Below are 19,569 nucleotides of genomic sequence, written 5' to 3'. Positions count from 1 at the left end.
TGTTTTAGACAATTACCATTAAAGGCGCTGCGGCTTTTTTATTCAAGTGTTCGGTTTAATTTTACAATCTACCATACCTATAAAAATACCCGGAATTAAAGCTGCAAACGATTGTGAAACCATTGGCGGTACACCCGCTGGCATTTTAATTGTCCAGCCGTGTTTCACAATATAAATATATAAACGACCAACGATTAATCCAATCACCATCGCTGAAAAAACACCTTGTGATGAAAGCCACGTTACCGGAATAGCAGTGACGGCTACACGATTAGATGTATAAGAACCTAACGGCGTCATGATTAAAAATGACATTAGGGATATAATACCTGCCGCGGTACCATCGTCTTGATCAGACATAAAATTTTGAACTAGGTATTTAGCCATCAAAAATGATAAATACAGTGCCATAGCACCAATCGTAATAGTGCCAATACCATTTAAAATATTAGATAGCGGTTTGTAATTTAAATCTTTGGTATATATCGATAGCAGTGTCGTTAATGATCCCAAAATTATCGGCGGTAAAAGTGCCATCATGGCGCCCATAATTGTTTGCAGATACTTGTTTTTCCCAATTTTGTCTAAAGTTGGAGACATATTGTCAAATAGACCCGTAACTTTTTCCTTGTTAAATTTCATCATGCGCCTCTCTTTCGAATTGACTATTTAATTTTACAATTTCATTGTAAGCGCTTTCTCTTTAGCTAACCTGCTTTTTTATCGCCTAAAACATGTAAATATTTGTCATTTTGGTCATCACATTAATTTTGACATTTTCCGATATTCACTAGGTGCAACACGGTAAACTACAATAAAAGCATTGTAAAAATTCCGATAACTCTCAAACCCACAGTCAATAGCAATTGTTGTGAGATCTGAATCAGACGTCATCATTTTTTCAAAAGCAGCATCCAAACGAATAGAACGGAGGTAACTTGTAAAAGACGTACCCATTCCTTCTTGAAAAAATTTTGAAAAATAACTAGTGGAAAAATTGAAATCGTTTGCGGTAGAAGCCAAAGTAATCTCATTAACAAAATTGTCATGTAAGTAATCAATCACTTTAATCAATCTGGTCCGATCAAAAGTCAATTTTCTCCTAGCAGCAATGGTTTTATCGGCATAATGTTCACATAAAATTGCCAATAAAGCATATATATCAGACATAACGTGTAAATTCATTAATAACTCGTGCGTTTTGTGCCCTTCTTTTAAATATCGGCTGCATATCGCCATTTGCTTAAAATAGGTCAACACAACATCATCATAATCATTTTTTGCAAGTGTACTATTAATTTGAAAAACAAATTCATTTGGATATTTACCAAACGTCACCTCACGTAAAAATTGTATTGGTAACTGAATAATCATGACTTGACTATTTTTGAGCCCCTGCGTAGCATGAACGGTATTTGTGTTAATCACCATGAAATCATTTTTTTGTAAAATATATTCTTCAGTAATCAACCAAACTTTCAACTGACCAGATAAGCAATATATCATTTCAACACTTTGGTGCCAATGCTTCGGGATAAAGCGACCGTCATTTTGCTCATTAAAACTAAAAATACGAAACGGTAATCCGCTTGTTGTTTGAATACTTTCATGATTATATGCCATGTTTTCAATACCTTTATGATTATTTACATCTTTATAAATATTATATGTAACCGTTTTCATTTTGTTTCATATTATCACGATTATAATTTATCGTCAATAATAGCCTGTCTAAACAAAAAAGGACCAGCTGGTCCCTAAATTCTTACACTTTAAATTCATCACACAAAAGCCGTTTGATTTTGTGGTTCGTAATTACGCCAATCAATGCCATCGCTACCATCTTCGCGCAACTTCAGCAAGTCGAGAATTGAATACTGCTTCAATCGCTTTTTGAAATCTTGCTCAGCATCAAATATGATTGATAGGACTTCCTGTGTACCTGTTTCAACCGCTTTTTTGGCTGGGAATACTCTATCAGCTAGCTGTGTAGAATGAACAAAACTGTCCTTTCCCTCAATTGCTTCATAAACGTCCAACAACGTGATTGACTTTGTGGCACGTGCCAAACGAAAGCCACCCTCTTTGCTTGCAATTGCTTCCACAATATTGGCAACAACCAATTTTCGCATGGTCTTTTTTAAATATGAATCTGAAACTTCAAGATGCTTACTCAAAACGTGGCTCTTAACCGGCAAGCCATCTTTTTGTAGTCCCAACATGACTAATACAACTAAACTTTGCTCAACAGCACTAGACATTTTCATGGTGATATTTCTCCCATCTTTTTATGTACAAAGCCCCACGAATGAGGTTTATGAGTCATTTATTCCGCAGTTGATGATTGTGGAAATGATAATTGATTATGCCTTAATTTCACTTCGTAAACGCCCCAAGTTAAAATCATGGAGACAATACCCAAGCTCAATAATACGGTTAGATCCAATGCCACGCTGCCACCAATTGAAATTGTTTCACGTAGCGCGTGAACTGAATAAGTCATTGGCATCCATGGGTGAATCGCATTAAAGAAGCCATTTGAGAGTTCAATTGGATAAGTTCCAGCACTGGCACTCAATTGCAAAACCATTAGAATTAACATTATACCAGATCCCAGTTTGCCAAATGCAACATTGAACAAAATCACAAATTGATTAAAGGCAAACGATGCTACCAAAGCTACTATGAATGTCATGACTGGCTTTTGAGTTTTCATACCGTCAACGATAAAGAGCAATGCCGTCATCAACAGTGCTTGCGCAATCCAGACCGGTGCATTAACTGTTTGCTTGTCAGCCCACCAGAGGAAACCATTTTTCGGTTTCTTGCCAACAGTCATGAAATCAAATATCGCACTAAATGCAACCATACCAACAAACAGACCGACCGACATCATATATGGTGCCATACCAGTACCATTGTTAGCAACTTTAGATAAATCAGAATTATCTTTTTTAACTGGTTTTGACAATGCAGTCACATTAGATTTTTGATTATGAATGCTTGATAATTTAACAGCGCCATCAGCTAATTTTTGTGACAACGTTTGCGCGCCTGTGTTAGCTTGCCCAAGAGCAACGATTGCCTGATTTTCACCTTCTAGTAACTGTGTGGTGCCAGAATTGAGCTGCGAAGCGCCTTGATTAAGGGTGCCACTATTAGCATTTAGTTGACTCAATCCGGCATTCAATTGACTCGCACCTTGTGCTAATTGTTGTGCTCCCGGAACAGCTTGCGTAGCGATACCGTTGCTAACTTCAGTTAGACTCGCATTGAGGGTTTTGATGGCTTGTTGCGCTTGTTCAACAGCGCCTGCTCCTGATTTTAAATCGCTTAACTTAGAATTTAGAGTTTCCATTTGGGCAGTAATAGAGGATTGTAAATTAATTGCAGCTGTGCTACTTTTACCTAAGTTTTTGCCTAAATCAGTTAGAGCGTTTTGTATGTCTGTATTGCTTTTTAACTGTGGATCACTGTTAACTAGTTTTTCTAGTGTTTCGAAGTCCGTTTTTGATCCTGACAAGCTATCAATCAAACTTTTTGCATTTTGATCACTTTCACTATTTGATCCAGATCCACTTCCACTCAGTTTTCCTAATCCCTGCGTCAGCTCCGTCAAACCAGCATCCAACTTTGCCAAATCAGATGCCTTTGCTTGTTGCTTTGCATTAATTTCATCACTGACTTTTTGAAGTTGTGTGGCGAGTTGTTGCGCACCTGCCACTAACTGGGCAGAACCAGAATTAGCTGATGAGACACCGCTTGTGTACTGCGACAAACCAGTTACAAGTTGGGCAGAACCGCTTTGCAATGCGGTCGTTCCTGTTTGTAATTGCTTTGTGCCATCTTGCAATTGGGAGATACCACTACTCAATTTACTTGCACCCTCAGAACCAGTATTAAAACCACCCTTGGAAGCAGTCGTAGCGGTTACAAGTGTTTGACTATACACTTTTTGTAACGACTGTGACACTTTGGTTTGTAATTTCTCGGCTGCTGATGTTGTCATTTTTTCAGCAATAAATCCTTGACCTGTGTTGTGAGCAATTTTGATTTCTGGTTGCACAGGATTACTACTCAAAAGTGTGCCAGAATTCTCAGTGAAGTCACTAGGAATTGTGATGGTCATGTAATATTTACCACTTTTCAAGCCTGATGCGGCTTGAGATTTAGTGGTTTTAATAATTTTTAGTTGCTTACCATCTACCAAATTTTTGGTGAGGTTATTTCCTAAATGTTGCGTCTTACCGTTAATCTTTGCAGCGCGATCTTGGTTGACAATTGCCACTGGTAACTTGTTGACATTACCATACGCGTCCCACAATGATGACAAAAAGATAACCGCATAAAGGCTTGGAATGAGTGCAATTCCAATTAGTAATAATGGCAAACCGCGTATTTTTCGAACACGTTGCCACTCCGTACTTTTCCAAAATTTCATGAACTTTCCCGTTTCCTTTTTTTATCTATGGATAAATTATATAGCCGAAAGGAAGAATATGCAAGCTCTTTATTTTATTTGTAATATATCAAAAAACAAACATTCAAAAAATAAAACTGCCAATCGGTTGACATACTAAAAAATTGAAATTATAATCACTTATGTAAACGTTTACATTTTGGAACGCCATTTTAAGAAAGGTTAATGGATCAGCTAATGAATCATAATCAAAAAGGCACGCGCACCTTTAAAAACGCGTCTTATTTACAAAGTTCAACTAGCATGTTGCTGTTCTTTGCGTCATGGGGTATTTGGTGGAGCTTCTACCAACTATGGTTGACTTCCGACACAAATGGTCTGGGCCTATCTGGAAGTCAAGTTGGCACTATTTTTTCCGCCAATTCATTGATCAGTTTAATTTTGATGTTTGTTTATGGCACAATTCAAGACAAACTATTCATCAAGCGACACTTACTTATTTTTAACGCTGTTATATCTACGCTAATTGGTCCATTTTTTATTTGGGTCTACGCCCCTCTCCTCGTCAATCATTTTGCTATCGGTATGTGGGTCGGTGCTATCGTGCTATCGACAGGTTTTTTATCGGCAGTTGGCATACTAGAAGCGGTCACAGAACGATTTAGTCGTGTATTCTCATTTGAATATGGTCAAGCTCGTGCTTGGGGATCATTCGGATACGCTATTGTGGCCCTACTTGCCGGTGTTTTGTTTGTGATTAACCCTCATTTAAATTTCTGGTTTGGTTCATTATTTGGTGTGCTACTATTATTGGTTCTTATATTCTGGGTGCCAAAAGAAGAGCGTGATGCCAATCATGCTGTCAAAACGTTAGCCCGCGAAGATTCAGTACCAAAGCTGTCAGATATGTTACGTCTTTTAAAAATGTCTGAATTATGGCAGGTGATTATTTTCATCATGTTCACTTGGACTTTTTATAATATTTTTGATTCACAAATGTTTCCTGATTTCTATACAAAGTTATTCTCAAGTGTAGCAGTTGGCCAACAGACATACGGCACGCTCAACAGTATTCAAGTATTCTTTGAAGCGCTAATGTTAGGTATCGTACCAATTGTGATGCAAAAAGTTGGTGTCAAACGGACACTCATGATTGGTGTCGCTATTATGTTCTTGCGAATTGGCCTTTGCGGATTTAACGCCAATCCATACGCCGTTTCCGCCATTAAAATGCTGCACTCTCTGGAAGTACCTATGTTTACGTTATCAATTTTCAGATACTTTACCCTTCACTTCAACACCAAACTTTCGGCTTCTCTATATATGATTGGTTTCCAGATTGCAGCCCAAATTGGGCAGGTTATTTTATCAACACCATTGGGCATTCTCAGAGATCGTGTAGGCTATCAAAATACATTCCATGTCATTGCTGTCATTGTCTTGATTGCTGGTGTTTACGCGTTCTTCATTCTCAAAAAAGATACACAACACGTCGACGGAACCCCTTTGGCTAAGTCGTAACGCCGCAACATCCAAAACATACTTTAAGGAGACAATATGTCACACACACTCGAAAAAAATTTCTCAACGGTGACCAATGATCGCTATCGTCCTGAATTTCATTTAGCACCAACCTATGGCTGGATGAATGACCCTAATGGTTTTGTATACTTTCAAGACTATTATCATATTTTCTATCAAAACTATCCCTACAAACCTGAATGGGGACCAATGCATTGGGGGCACGCACGAAGCAGTGATTTAATGCACTGGGAAGACTTACCAATTGCATTAACCCCTGGTGATGATGAAGATACAGACGGCGTATTTTCGGGAAGCGCCATTGTCAAAGATGGTCGTCTTTGGCTGATTTATACGGGTCATCATTACTACGGCGACAATGATCCCGAACATTTTTGGCAAAATCAAAATCTAGCTTATAGCGATGACGGTGTTCATTTTACAAAGTATGAGCACAACCCTATTATTGCAGAAGCGCCGTCTGATAGCACCCATCACTTCCGTGATCCTAAAATTTGGGAATATGATGGCAATTATTATGTCATTTTAGGCAATCAATCACAAGATGGCCTCGGTCGTGCCTTAATCTATCAATCCGAAAATCTCTTTGATTGGCAATATCTAGGTGAACTCAACACATCACGAGCTGTCGCAACCGAAGGTGACATGTGGGAATGCCCTGATTTTTTCACTCTCAATGGTCGTCATATCCTACTTACTTCACCTATGAAAATTGAAACTCAGCCACAAAAATTCCGTAATCTCTATCAAACAGGTTACTTTGTAGGCCATTATGACTACACCAAAAATCAATTTGACCGTGGCGAGTTTCAAGAATTAGATAATGGTCATGACTTTTACGCCTCACAAACCCTTTTGGCGCCGGACGGTCGCCGAATTGTTATTGGCTGGGCGGATATGTGGGAAAGTGCATTTCCTGAAAAAGCAGATGGCTGGGCATGTATGCTCACATTACCTCGCGAACTTATCCTAGCCAATGACCGTTTATTGATGCGTCCAGTCGCCGAAGTACGCTCTTTACGTGGACAAGTACTAAGCAGCGGCAGTTTGTCATCAGTACAAACGGTATTAAATGGTCATTCAGCAACTGTTGAAGTTCAGCTCAATCTCACAGCCCAAGATTTTATCTTACACTTCCAAAATAACCGACAACAAGACATTATCACGCTCAATTTTGATAATGCCAACCAGCAATTCCGATTAACACATCAGGATCATCCTCAAGATGATCGGTTTGCAACAATTGCACAATCATCAGAAATAACACTTTCCTTATATATTGATAAAAGTGTCGTTGAAATATTCGTTCAAAACGGTGAAAAAGTATTCACAGAACGATTCTATACTGATGAGGCACCTACAATCAAAATTGACGGCAAGAATTTGTTAGGTCAGTTCACAACCTATCAACTCGAAACAAACTAAACAACATTCTCCCAGCAACATTATCAAAGTTTATCATCACTTGTAGTATACTTATAATTAGTTTTATAATGCTTATCAAATTAGGATAAGCATTTTTATTTTGTTTAGGTGATGTGATGAATTACAAATTAGAAGATGTTGCTGAAATTGCCGGTGTATCAAAAACGACAGTCTCTCGTGTTATCAATAAACGCGGCTATTTGAGCCAAGCCACAATTGATAAAGTACACGACGCTATGGCTGAACTGAACTATCAACCGAATGCAGCAGCGCAACAATTGCAAAAGAAAAAAACAAATATCGTTGGTCTGCTTTTCCCGTCAATTGCTAACCCTTTTTTTTGCGAACTCGTCGAAACGCTGGAAAAGAAATTATATCAAAAGGGCTATACAGTCATTGTCGGCGACGCAACACAGGACGCCAAAAAAGAAGAGCATTATTTAAAACAATTACTCTCCCGTCAAGTTGATGGTTTAATTGTTGGAACGCATAACTTTAATATTCAAACTTACAATAAATACCACGGCTTACCAATTGTCTCAATTGAACGCATTCTTAATGATGAAATTTCTACGATTGCCGTGAATAATTATCAAGGTGGTGTGTTAGCAACGGAATTTCTGATTAAACAAGGCGCAAAGAAAATTATTCATACCACAGATCCGTTTTCCAACAATATGCCAAGTGACCAACGACATCAAGGTTATTTGGATACCATGGCAAAGCACCACTTAATACCCATTACATGGCAAATTGATTTTGAAATGAGCTATGCACAAAAAACAGCCAATTTCACCAAAATGCTGCAACAGCATAACGACGTTGATGCTATTTTTGCAAGTAATGATGTTGAAGCAACGCAAATGCTACCCTTAGTATCAAAAATACCATCAAAACCTATCGTAGTAGGTTTTGATGGCACACGACTCATTCAAGCTATTTTTCCAAACATGCCAACCATTGTGCAACCAATCGAACAGTTGGCAAGTGTCGCTATTGAAGTTCTTGAGAAAAGAATTGCTGGTGAAACAACTAAGACAAAGTACTTACTTGACGTTACACTTTCAACCCAACGCTGATTGACCACAAAATAAAAATTAAGCACCAAGCAATTTTTCAATATCAGGAATCATTTCTTTAGGTGAAGTGTTTGGTGCAAAACGTTCAACCACTTCACCTTTTTGATTAACCAGAAATTTGGTGAAATTCCATTTAATCGCCGATCCAAAAGTACCTTTCGTGTTGTACTTTAAGTACTTAAACAATGGATCGGTATTTTTGCCGTTAACAGAAATCAAGTGATGCATGGGAAACGTCACGCCGTATGTCAAGCGACACGCTTCAGCGGCTTCATGACTCGAGTCCACTTCCTGTTTGAATTGATTAGACGGAAAGCCCAAAACGACTAAACCTTGGTCTTGATATGTTTTATAAAGCGATTCTAATTCTTCAAACTGCGGGGCATAACCACATTTTGTAGCCGTATTAACAATGATAACGGGGCGCCCTTTCAAACTGTCTAATGAGTATGTTTCCCCATTTTCTTTGATCGCTTGAAACTGGTATATATTAGCCATAATTTCTCCTTCAATCATATTTTTTATTAACGTCATTATAGCATTAGATAAGTCAAACTAAATGATAGGCGCTCACTAGTCAGATTGTTGATTGATACTGACTAATTTTTGTTGTACTTGTGCCAAGTATCCGGCACCAAACTGTGACAGATGGAACATCAGATAATACAGTTGATAAAACAATATGCGTCTTTCATATCCCGAAGTCAATGGGTAAGTTGCTTGATAACCACGGTAAAACGCATCGGAAAAGCCACCAAAAACGGTTGTAATCCCAATATCAAATTCACGATCACCATAAAATACTGCGGGATCAATTAGAATGGGTTCACCATTTAACCCAAACATATAATTTCCTGACCAAAGATCGCCGTGTAATAGTGAGGGTTGCGCTTGATAATCCATCATCAAACGTTCAAACTGCTTGATAGCTGCTTGAAATGATAAATCTAACTCTTCTGACCACAAGCCTTGATCTCGAATCATTGTTCGCAATGGCAATAAACGTTGCTGCACAAAAAATGTTGGCCAACTTTTTTGCCAAGAATTATCAGCTGTGTAAGTCCCCATTGTGAATGATTCATCAAATCCAAATTGGCCTTGAGGACTAGCTTGCTGATGTATTCTCGCCAAAGCAGTGCCTAATGCAAAAGCATCCCCTTGCGATTGATGCGCTAAATAAGACAAAACGAGATAAGCATTATTACCCCACTCTCCTATCCGCAGGACTTGTGGCGTTTTAACAAAAGGTGCTAAACATGCTAGGCCATTGACTTCATGAGTAAAGAATTCTTTTTTATGATCCGGTTGCAGTAGCAAAAATACTGGCCCCGTACTGCTTTCTAAACGAAACGCTTGATTGATATCACCGCCCCCAACAGGTGTGACTTTTGAAATTGTTCCCAAATTAAGATGTGATAAAAACGCTGCATCCATACAAACCCCTCTTTTCAATTAAAAAATAGCAATAGCCACAATCATTAACGGCTATCACTATTAAAATTTTATAGTATCAAAATCAACCATGTATTTTGTCTTCTAATTCATCACCTAACTCATCAATTCCCTTGGCGGCAAAAATTGTACCGCCAACAATCAAGCCACTGACAATCAGCGTGGAAGCAAGCATGAACTTCAAGATAGATTTCAACATTGTGAGTCTCCTTTTATAAAAAATGTGTTTGCACGGCACCTTAGGTAGTGTTTACGACTTTGTGCGCGATTGCTTAATTTCATGATAAAGGCTGAATAACAGTTGACCAACAGCCAACAAAATTGATAATTTACTCCAAAATCCTGTACTCTTTTTTACTTTTGCCATACTGAATCCTCCTAGGAATGGAATTTTGGTATTACTAACATTACGATTATTATACTTCCGTTTATTAACCAATGCAAAAAATATGCTCTCCCGACGCTTTATTTTCCTTCACGAATGGCTTGGAGTCTGGCTGGCGTCACGACTCGCTGGGCGATTTGGTCCGTGACAGAACGGTGTTGTTCATCGTAGTAAGTCGCAACAGATGTGTTTAAAGATGTTGTAAATGGTTCTGAAATTGGTCTGGTAACTTGGATTTGGTCGCCATTGATATTAATTTTTGCTGACAAAATATCCGATATCCCAGCAAAACTGTCTGTTTGTGGTACATAACGCTGAATTTCGCCGTCATTTACACTGCCCGTCATTGCCCAGTAGTTTTGTGTGAAATCAAATTGGGTATTTGGCTTGCCATTTTGACCAGCAAATGCAGCTTGTATCAAAATCGCAATTTGGTGCGTTAAATCCAGTGATGCCCAATTTGTCACGATACTACTGCTTTCGGCACTACTTGAACTACTAGAACTTGCGCTATTACTGCTTGATGATGTTGTACTTGAACTCTCAGTGCTAGTTGATGATTGAGAATGATGGCTTGTTGACGTTGATTTGCTTGATTGGTGTGCTGATTGCGATTTTTGTATCGTGTGTGATTGGCTGTAAGCATACACGCCAATGCTGACCATTATAACGACCAAAATTGCAGCAATAACTGCACCAATATATTTAGTATGTGATTTCATCCTCTCCCCTTTTTTCATATAAAATTAACTTTAACTACATTTGTTACTCTCTCATCTAAAACATAATAATCTTTATAATATATGATACGCTTTGAAATCAAAATTGCTTATTATTTTGCTTGCGTAATTGCTGATAAACAAAAAAAGAGACTTTTCCTAAAAAGTCTCTTTTATCATGGTTTAGAAAGTTTTACCTTATTTATTAGCTCTGCCAACTAACCATGAAACAATTAGCACTAGAATAACAGCGCCAATGATTGATGGAATTAGTGCCATGCCGGCCAATCTTGGTCCCCAAGAACCCAGCAAACTTTCACCCAACCATGAGCCAATTAAACCAGCAATAATATTACTGATCCAACCCATTGCTGCGCCACGACTAGTGATAGCACCAGCTACTGCACCAATGATTGCACCAACAATTAGTGTCCAAATTAATCCCATTTCTATATCCCTCTTTCTCATTATTTAATACCAAAAGGCGCGACTAACTTTCTAAGAAATGTCAATCAAACCCCTTGGTTAATGCCTTAAGAATAACAAATATAATATTTTATTGCAAATATTATGCTCACACTATTTGAAACGAAAATGTTAGATTGTCATTAGAAACCAATCGTTTTTGGACATGCTTTTCACAAACTCATGCTATAATATCCGTAATATTAATTAAGTATGGATAAGGCTACCCCAGACTCATAAATTAATAGCAAACACCCAACAAGAATTTGATTAAAGTTAGGAGACAGAAAATTATGCCACAAATTAGTGATGTATTTCAAGATTACGGCTTTAAAAACGATCGCCTCACACTCCTCGCCGGTCCATGTGCCATTGAATCATATGAAACATGTGCTGAAGTAGCTGAGACGCTAAAACAAATTACTGATGAACTTGGGATAAATTACGTTTTCAAATCATCCTTTGATAAAGCCAATCGTAGCTCTATTGATTCAGAACGAGGCGCCGGTATGGCATCGGGCCTGAAAGTTTTAGCCAAAATTAAAGAGAACTATCATGTTCCAATTGTCACTGACGTTCATGAACCTTACCAATGTGAACCGGTGGCTGAAGTCGCAGACGTGTTACAAATTCCCGCTTACCTAAGCCGACAAACTGACCTGCTGTTAGCAGCTGGAAAAACTGGTCGCGTTGTCAATATTAAAAAAGCGCAGTTTATGGCACCAGAAGATATTCAAACAGCTGTGGATAAAGTAGCGACAAGCAATCCACATATTTTGGTAACTGAACGCGGCACTATGTTCGGCTATCATCAACTTGTTGTCGATATGACAAGTCTTATTCAGATGCGCGAAACAGGCTATCCCGTCATTTTTGACGCGACCCATTCTGTTCAAGTGCCAAGTGGTTATGGTAATCATTCAGGTGGCAATCGTGATTATGCCTTTCCTCTGATGCGCGCGGCACTAGCCATTGGTATTGATGGCATTTTTGCTGAAGTCCACCCAAATCCGCCAAAGGCAATTTCCGACCAAGATAGTCAATTATACTTGTCAAAAATTCGTCCTATTCTTGAAAATGCGAATCGGTTATTTCACGAACATCTTGAAATGAAGGCGGTGTATGCCCATGACGACTTACTTTGATGATGCAAAGCACACGTTCAACACTGAAATTGACGCGTTGAAATCAGTCCGAGATACTTTAGACACGAATTTTGATAGCGTAGTGGCAGCGATTTTACAGACCAAGGGACGTCTCATTTTTATTGCGATTGGTAAATCTGGTATTATTGCTGACAAAATTGCAGCCTCTTTTTCATCTGTCGGCGTTCCAAGTTTTTACATTGATGCTGGTACAGCCTATCACGGTGATCTTGGTCGCGTTGCCAGTGACGATTTAGCCATTTTCATTTCTAATAGTGGCGAAACTCAAGAAGTCATTCAAACACTAATTGCTTTGCAAGTGATTCACCACAATAAGCTCAAAACTGTGGCCATCACTGGTTCAGAAGATTCGTCATTAGCTAATAGCACCGATTTACTTTTAAAAGTTGATGTCGCTGAAGAAGCAGACCCTACTAAATTAGCGCCGACAAGCTCAACGACGGCAACACTAGTTATGGGCGATGCTTTGTTAATTGCGATTGAAAAAGAAAAATCATTCAAACGAGAAAACTTCGCCTTGTATCACCCCGGTGGCTCCATTGGTAAGTTGTTATTACAAAATGTTAAAAATGCCATGCACACAAAAATTCCTTATGTGCATACCACAACGCCAATCAATGATGTTATTTATCGTATCAGTGATTTTGCCGTTGGCATGACACTTGTTAAAAATGATGATGAAAAAGTTATTGGTATTGTTACCGATGGTGATATTCGTAAAAAGTTTTTGAATATTAGCCAAGTCAAAAACTCCACTGCCAAAGATTATATGACAGAAGGATTTATCAGCATTAACCAAGAAGCCCGCAATGGCGCTGCTTGGAAGAAAATGGCTGCACATAATATTTCCAACTTAGTTGTCCTTGATGATAATGAAGAAGTTGTCGGTATTATCACTATTCATGATGTTTTAGATTAGAAAATCAAAGCAGGTATCACTCATTGTTACATGAGTGATACCTGCTTTTTAAATCGCTGACTTTTGAAAGAATAATATACCGCGCAATGCATCACTATACGTCGGCTGCTTCACCAATTGTTTTAACTGCTGCCGCACCTGTTTTGGATGATCAGTGATGAAACCGCGAACGCCCATCACATAAGCACTGGCAACATCCGCTGAATCATTTACTGTCCAAACATATAAATCTTTTTTGTGTTGATTAATCGTGCGCACAACCGTTTGGTCAACAGCTGAATATTCAATCGCATAAAATTGATTCGTTTTTGTGCTATCAATCGTATTCTTAACTGGTGATAACAATCCAGTCCTGACTTTCAAATAGCGGCTTGCTCTTTTTAGGGCGTTCTGATTTAACGATTGAATTTCTGAATGATTCTTTTGAATTAATGGACCATACTGCGTCTCAAATTTTTGCAATTGCTCATTGGTAATTGTGTCATTAATTTTCAACTCAATTAGTAATTTCTGATGATACAAATTGGCTGTTTTAAGATAATCTTCAAACGACGACAGCTTGAATATATGCCCTGCTTCTTTTATTTTCAAGGACTTTAAAGTTGACCATTTTGTCTGATTAATTTTGTAAGACTTACCACTTGTAGTCGTAACTTTTGTATTATGACTCAAAACATAAACATCATCTTTTGTTGGCTGAATGTCCATTTCAACGTAATCTGGTTTAGTTGCACTTACTTTTTTCAAGTTTTCAACGACATTTGGTGTTTGATTTAGGCTACTAATACCTTTGTGAGCAATCACTAAGTAACGACCACTCGGTTGATCTATCCATTTACCAGATAACCAAACGCTCAAAATGCTAACCACACACAAAATTAATAGGTTTGCCCAATGCCATGCCTGATTTGGCCGTTTTGAATGATTGGGTTGGGCATAATCAGCTAGTAGGTTAACAAATTTTGCGGTAATGACATAAAAAATGCCTGTCATCACCACAATCAATACATTAGCACCAACGTGCCTTATCGCGACCGACGTGTATGAATCCAATAAATGTTGAGCATAAATGCTCCCAAACAAACTAATGACAAGAACGATTACAACCAACAATAAATCGCGATAAAACTTCAAATTAAACTGACTGCGACGCCAACTATTTTTAAAGCTCAATCCAACACGATCATGACTAATGACTGTTTGGTGAATCAAAAATCTCATTTTCACAACCAACAGAAAATAGAGTATGTACACCACAACACCAATAGCCAACGCCAACTGACTATTCAAACTATCAAGAAAAGTTTTAGGAATAGTCAAGTAATAAGACAACGGGAATTTAAAGCCAAATTGATTTAAAGGAATTGTCAAAATTAACAACAATGCAGCATATAAATGAACGCGTCCCTTTAACAAACCAGAGCAAAATTGTGACCATGTGATGTTTTCCCAAAGCCACAAGAACGCACCCAAACACAACCCAACATACGCAAACCACAGGAATAGATAGACCACAACGGTGATAGCATAATTAACCCAATAGTCACCAATATAGTTAAGTAACATTGTCAAATCATTGGTCGGTATTTGATAGGTTTTAGGCTGATAACCTTGTACCCAATTAATTAGACATTGCGCAACAACATTAAAGATAAAAATGATACTCACGATTATAATTGTTTGACGTGATATTTTTTTACTGTTCATAGTCAAATCCCCTTTCATTTAGGAACTGGTACTGTTTTGAATTGAACTTTGGTGTTGTATTTTTTTAATGTTTGACGAGAAATTACCATTGCAATTGCCACTCCAATTGCCATTGGCCAGAACACTGAGTAATTGAGGTGACAAATTTCAAGAATCATGAACATTGCCATGAAAGGTGCTTGTTGGGATGCTGATAACAAAGTTACGGCGCCTAAAACAGCGCACTGCCAAATCACAAGATTAGGCCATATCTGTGATAAACCGATACCGATAATTGCGCCCATCGCTGCACCGATGGCAATGGCTGGTGTTAATGTACCACCAGCTGCACCAAAACGGATTATCAACACTGTCACAACAGCTTTTAAAATACCAACAGCAATCAAAAGCCACAGAAGTTGTGAGCTTTTTGTCCACATTGCCGTCTGTGCAAGTGCCCGGCCGTTGCCCATGATTTCCGGAAAGAAATACGCGACCACACCAGTTAAGAAAGCTACCAAAGGCAACTGCCACAAAATTGGCGATTTCTTAACTTGATTTTTTTCAGCCCATTGACAGATCACACGGAATAGCGCACCAGCAAATCCCGTGAATGGTGCAATAATAATAACTAAAATCAAACTGATCATCGAAAAATGCGCATCCCCAACTAAATAGTACGGGTGAAATCCTTTTATTAAAGATCCCATTAACATGGCTATCATTGACATCGTCAGACTCACTAACACGTTGCGCAATGATAATTTTTTTAACAATATTTCAACACAGAATAGCATACCTGTGATAGGGGCAATATAAATACCGGCAAAACCAGCACCAGCTGCCGCTGCTATCAATAAACGACGATCATCATCAGTTAAATCTGCCAGTCCCAAACGTGATTGGAAACGTATCCAAGTTTGGGCAAGCATAGCACCTGCTTCACGAGGCGCTAACTCTCGGCCAATTGATCCACCGGTACCAACATAAACAATTTGCGTGCAAACATGGACAATTGTTTGTAATACTGGCATTTTTTGACCATCCAACGCTTTTTTAATGCCAACAGTTGGTTGCGTTTTATTTCTCAAAAAGTACCACACAATAGCCACCAAAAGGCCACCAACTGTGACAGACAGAAGCCTGTGCAAAGGGCCAGCCGTTGGCACTGGTGATTGTGCTGTTTCCAAATAATTTAGAAATATTTTTTCGACAAATTCTAGTAATAGACTTAAACATATCGCGCTAAATCCAACAATCACACCCAATATAACGGTAGCAATCGTTAATGATATATTCTCTCGTGTTGTCGATGATGATCCACTATTCTTCTTCATGGCACTAGTATCCATTTTATCTCTCACTTTTATAACTATTTTAACAGGCAATAACATACTCTAGATTACCACTCACTCTGCTAGTGCACAATGTAACATGGTTTTCCAAACAACAAATAAAAAACGCGATTGCTTTAAATTCATCACGTTTTTGTAAAATGCCAGCCATTGGCACTTGAGCGTTATCAATCACATGAACTTAACCTATCAATGCCACCATCACCAAATAAATACTCCATCCCCAGACGATATGTCCAAAAAATTCTGAAAAGTGCTCTGCAAATGGTTGCTTTGCAGGTGACGGAATCGTTTTTAGTAGTGGCAGTAGCACAATATGAAAAATGAACCAAACGACAATCCCATATACTGTTCCCTGCCCAATCGTGACAACATGATTAAACGCCTGTAAAAAAGTAAACAGCGCAGCAAATGTAATCGAAAACCCAAAATGCATGAACAACGCCACAAAGTATATCCGTTGATTTGTGGCATAGGTCCAATAAGCATGCGTAAACGCTTTAGAAAACCCAAGTTGTTGTAAGAGCTGTTGGGGTGGATTAGTCTCATCTCTAGCTTGACTTCTAGGTGGCAAAATTGCTTCCCAACCAATTTTCACCATGCCAGATAGTAAACCAGCAATAATACCAACAAAAACCGTGTCTCCTATGATATGCGACATCTTCTCTCTACCACCCTTAAAAAATTACGTTATCAATATTCATTTTTAATTATAGCATAACCGTTACAATTCCCTGTTTTTGATACTTCTTTAGCTGGCGTGCTAGTCGAAACGAACGCAATAAAAAAGTACGGACGGGTCCGTACTTGAAAAGGTTTTAATCATTTAAAACAGCAATCATAAAGTCCATGAAGTCTCTGACAAAACGTTCAGTCTTGACACCAACTGCCACTTGCGTTGTTGTGTCTTCAAGCAAACGCTCTCGATCACCGATTGTGCGACCGTAATCACCTGATTCTTGATCGTATGTCACCCTCATATTCAATGGAATAGTCAAGACATAGCTAGGATCAATCGCGACCGCCACAGCGAGTGGATCATGTAAAGCAGCACCACGATGGTCAATGCCAAGTTGATCATAAGCTTCAATGTAATAATCCATCAAATCAGCATATATTATACCTGCTTTAGTGCCCAAATCACGCCATTTTTGAGTGTGCTTTTTCGTCAACAATGTCCGTAAGGTTACATCTAGGCCAACCATTGTCAAACGTTTTTGCTCTCTAAACACATGATCTGCAGCTTCTGGATCCTGATGAATATTAGCTTCAGTAAATGGCGTCACATTTCCTGGCACTGTCAGCGCACCACCCATTAAGGTTGTGTTACCAATTAGGTGAGCAATTTCTGGATCGATTGTCAACGCTTTTGACAAATTAGTCAATGGACCAGTCGGTACATAAACTAGTTCATCTTGATATTGGTGCGCCATTTTGATCAGAAAGTCTATTCCACTCGTTGTTTCAACTTGTCGTGGTGAACGTGTTATATCAATATTGCCAACACCATTATCACCGTGAATTGCTTTAGAAATCGGCATCACATCAAAACTTTGTGTTGTTGAAGAATGAGATTCGCCCAAAAATACTGGCACATTGTCTGCACCTAATAAATGTAACAAATCCAATGTATTTTGTGCGGCTGTTTCAACTAATGTATTACCATAAGACGCGATCACACCAATCAGGTCAGTACGCGGATCACAGACAGCCCATGCCAATGCTAACGCGTCATCAACACCTGTGTCTAAATCTAAAATCATTTTGACAGAAGCCATGTCATTCTTCTCCTTCTAGTTGTTTATTCATATTTGGAATTTGCGCAACAAACCATTTTTCAAAAGCTGCTGCATCAATGTCCGTTGCAACATGGACATTTTTTCTACCTTGCGACCAGCGATTTTGCGTGTCAGCCACAGTAGCACCTGCCGCGGGCCCTTGAGTAATGACATCAACCCAATAATCTGTCAACGTGTAAAATTCTGGTGCCAATAAGTAGCAAATTGTATTCACATCATGCATTGGTTTACCATCGGCTTCAGTATCACCATAAGCAGTCATCAACTGATGTAACATTTTGCCGGATTCACCAAGTTTAGCAACATCGTCAATCGTTTGCAAAGACAGTAGTGCTTTTAACGTAACATCTAAACCAATCATCACAATGTCGATACCACTTTTAAAGACAATATCAGCCGCATCAGGGTCAGTAAAGACGTTAAATTCAGCCACTGAAGACACGTTACCACCAGATAATGAGCCACCCATCAGCACGAAGCGTTTAATATGTGATAAAGCTTCTGGATATTGTTGGATGAGCTGTGCAATATTAGTGTAAGATCCCGTCGCCACGACAGTGATCGGCTCTACGGAAGCCATTAACGTCTCAGCCATTGCACTCACTGCATCTTGTGCAATCGCCAGATTTTTTGGTGTTTCGAAATCATAACCTGGCATACCTGAAGCACCATGGATATACGAAGCATCAACAAACGCCTTCTTGAGAGGCTTTGATGCACCTTTGGCAACAGGTACTTCTTGTCGATTAAAGAATGTGGTTAGCTTGAGTAAATTAGCAGTTGTTTTATCAACACTGACATTGCCAGCCACACTAGTCAACAGCTTAATGTCAAAATTAGGATTAGTTAAGGCAATTGACAATGCCACTGCATCATCAATGCCAGGGTCCATATCTAAAATAATCGGTATCATGATTTATCCCCTTATGATGTTTACCAAATGAACAGTCCGGCTGTAGCAGCTGAAAGAAGCGATACTAAGATTCCAGAAATTAACATGTATGGTACTCGAGAACTAATATAATCATTCTTTTCTTTATTAACAAGTCCTTTAAAGGTACCAATAATCATACCCAATGTGTGAAGTGAACCCCAATAGTTGGACAAAATAAAATTAATTAACTAACAGACTCAGTGGTGAGTTGTCGATATTGAAC

General features: G+C 38.7%; 19 protein-coding genes and 1 pseudogene. 5 read left to right on the top strand and 15 right to left on the bottom strand.

Annotation, left to right across the window (positions count from 1 at the left end):
- Window positions 1-42 precede the first annotated feature (42 nt).
- From IEU71_RS08225 to IEU71_RS08210, 4 genes are all read right to left on the bottom strand, one after another.
- Window positions 43-645 (bottom strand): PTS transporter subunit EIIC, encoded by a 603-nt coding sequence (locus IEU71_RS08225; RefSeq protein ID WP_004913501.1) that lies wholly within the window; start codon window positions 643-645, stop codon window positions 43-45.
- A gap of 114 nt (window positions 646-759) precedes the next feature.
- Window positions 760-1,623, bottom strand: a complete 864-nt coding sequence (locus tag IEU71_RS08220) for a helix-turn-helix domain-containing protein (protein ID WP_114667290.1) — start codon at window positions 1,621-1,623, stop codon at window positions 760-762.
- Window positions 1,624-1,781: 158 nt separating this feature from the next.
- Window positions 1,782-2,267 (bottom strand): Rrf2 family transcriptional regulator, encoded by a 486-nt coding sequence (locus IEU71_RS08215; protein WP_004913506.1) that lies wholly within the window; start codon window positions 2,265-2,267, stop codon window positions 1,782-1,784.
- Between the two features lie 59 nt (window positions 2,268-2,326).
- On the bottom strand, window positions 2,327-4,441 hold the full coding sequence (locus tag IEU71_RS08210) for a YhgE/Pip domain-containing protein (protein WP_004913507.1): 2,115 nt from the start codon (window positions 4,439-4,441) through the stop codon (window positions 2,327-2,329).
- Window positions 4,442-4,657: 216 nt separating this feature from the next.
- Between IEU71_RS08210 and IEU71_RS08205 the strand changes: the two genes are divergently transcribed.
- The 3 genes from IEU71_RS08205 (at window position 4,658) to IEU71_RS08195 (ending at window position 8,466) form a co-directional block, all read left to right on the top strand.
- Window positions 4,658-5,941 carry an MFS transporter gene (locus IEU71_RS08205; RefSeq protein ID WP_004913511.1) on the top strand — a complete coding sequence of 428 codons (1,284 nt, stop codon included), beginning with the start codon at window positions 4,658-4,660 and terminating at the stop codon, window positions 5,939-5,941.
- 36 nt (window positions 5,942-5,977) lie between these two features.
- Window positions 5,978-7,387 (top strand): glycoside hydrolase family 32 protein, encoded by a 1,410-nt coding sequence (locus IEU71_RS08200; protein WP_004913514.1) that lies wholly within the window; start codon window positions 5,978-5,980, stop codon window positions 7,385-7,387.
- Window positions 7,388-7,503: 116 nt separating this feature from the next.
- Window positions 7,504-8,466, top strand: coding sequence for a LacI family DNA-binding transcriptional regulator (locus IEU71_RS08195; protein ID WP_004913516.1), 963 nt, complete (start codon window positions 7,504-7,506; stop codon window positions 8,464-8,466).
- Window positions 8,467-8,484: 18 nt separating this feature from the next.
- Here IEU71_RS08195 and IEU71_RS08190 read toward each other — a convergent pair whose 3' ends face one another.
- From IEU71_RS08190 to IEU71_RS08175, 5 genes are all read right to left on the bottom strand, one after another.
- Window positions 8,485-8,964 carry a glutathione peroxidase gene (locus tag IEU71_RS08190; RefSeq protein WP_004913519.1) on the bottom strand — a complete coding sequence of 160 codons (480 nt, stop codon included), beginning with the start codon at window positions 8,962-8,964 and terminating at the stop codon, window positions 8,485-8,487.
- A 75-nt stretch (window positions 8,965-9,039) separates the two neighbouring features.
- Window positions 9,040-9,900, bottom strand: coding sequence for a fructosamine kinase family protein (locus IEU71_RS08185; protein WP_004913521.1), 861 nt, complete (start codon window positions 9,898-9,900; stop codon window positions 9,040-9,042).
- 82 nt (window positions 9,901-9,982) lie between these two features.
- Window positions 9,983-10,117 (bottom strand): hypothetical protein, encoded by a 135-nt coding sequence (locus tag IEU71_RS10250; RefSeq protein ID WP_004913524.1) that lies wholly within the window; start codon window positions 10,115-10,117, stop codon window positions 9,983-9,985.
- A gap of 266 nt (window positions 10,118-10,383) precedes the next feature.
- A complete protein-coding gene (locus tag IEU71_RS08180; RefSeq protein WP_004913530.1) occupies window positions 10,384-11,025 on the bottom strand; it encodes a hypothetical protein in 642 nt (213 codons plus the stop codon).
- A 195-nt stretch (window positions 11,026-11,220) separates the two neighbouring features.
- Window positions 11,221-11,469 (bottom strand): GlsB/YeaQ/YmgE family stress response membrane protein, encoded by a 249-nt coding sequence (locus IEU71_RS08175; protein ID WP_004913532.1) that lies wholly within the window; start codon window positions 11,467-11,469, stop codon window positions 11,221-11,223.
- 311 nt (window positions 11,470-11,780) lie between these two features.
- On the opposite strand from IEU71_RS08175, the gene kdsA reads away from it, so the two are divergent.
- Window positions 11,781-12,632, top strand: coding sequence for a 3-deoxy-8-phosphooctulonate synthase (kdsA, locus tag IEU71_RS08170; RefSeq protein WP_004913534.1), 852 nt, complete (start codon window positions 11,781-11,783; stop codon window positions 12,630-12,632).
- Window positions 12,616-13,572: a KpsF/GutQ family sugar-phosphate isomerase gene (locus IEU71_RS08165; protein WP_004913537.1), complete on the top strand. Its 957-nt coding sequence runs from the start codon at window positions 12,616-12,618 to the stop codon at window positions 13,570-13,572. Before kdsA ends, IEU71_RS08165 begins: the two co-directional genes overlap by 17 nt.
- A 48-nt stretch (window positions 13,573-13,620) precedes the next feature.
- On the opposite strand, the gene IEU71_RS08160 is transcribed toward IEU71_RS08165, so the two are convergent.
- The 6 genes and pseudogenes from IEU71_RS08160 to IEU71_RS08135 form a co-directional block, all read right to left on the bottom strand.
- Window positions 13,621-15,279, bottom strand: a complete 1,659-nt coding sequence (locus tag IEU71_RS08160; protein ID WP_004913540.1) for a glycerophosphodiester phosphodiesterase family protein — start codon at window positions 15,277-15,279, stop codon at window positions 13,621-13,623.
- A gap of 14 nt (window positions 15,280-15,293) precedes the next feature.
- Window positions 15,294-16,610: a chloride channel protein gene (locus tag IEU71_RS08155; protein WP_004913543.1), complete on the bottom strand. Its 1,317-nt coding sequence runs from the start codon at window positions 16,608-16,610 to the stop codon at window positions 15,294-15,296.
- Window positions 16,611-16,794: 184 nt separating this feature from the next.
- Complete coding sequence (locus IEU71_RS08150; protein ID WP_004913546.1) at window positions 16,795-17,274, bottom strand: DUF1440 domain-containing protein; 480 nt, start codon at window positions 17,272-17,274, stop codon at window positions 16,795-16,797.
- 157 nt (window positions 17,275-17,431) lie between these two features.
- Window positions 17,432-18,391: a nucleoside hydrolase gene (locus IEU71_RS08145; RefSeq protein WP_004913548.1), complete on the bottom strand. Its 960-nt coding sequence runs from the start codon at window positions 18,389-18,391 to the stop codon at window positions 17,432-17,434.
- Between the two features lies 1 nt (window position 18,392).
- Window positions 18,393-19,325: a ribonucleoside hydrolase RihC gene (gene rihC, locus IEU71_RS08140; RefSeq protein WP_004913550.1), complete on the bottom strand. Its 933-nt coding sequence runs from the start codon at window positions 19,323-19,325 to the stop codon at window positions 18,393-18,395.
- Between the two features lie 20 nt (window positions 19,326-19,345).
- Window positions 19,346-19,492, bottom strand: a pseudogene (locus IEU71_RS08135) (NupC/NupG family nucleoside CNT transporter); the annotation flags it as partial.
- Window positions 19,493-19,569: the final 77 nt, after the last annotated feature.

It is taken from the genome of Leuconostoc falkenbergense (genome assembly GCF_014634805.1).
GTDB lineage: Bacteria > Bacillota > Bacilli > Lactobacillales > Lactobacillaceae > Leuconostoc > Leuconostoc falkenbergense.
This window is presented reverse-complemented; position numbering and strand designations above follow the sequence as displayed.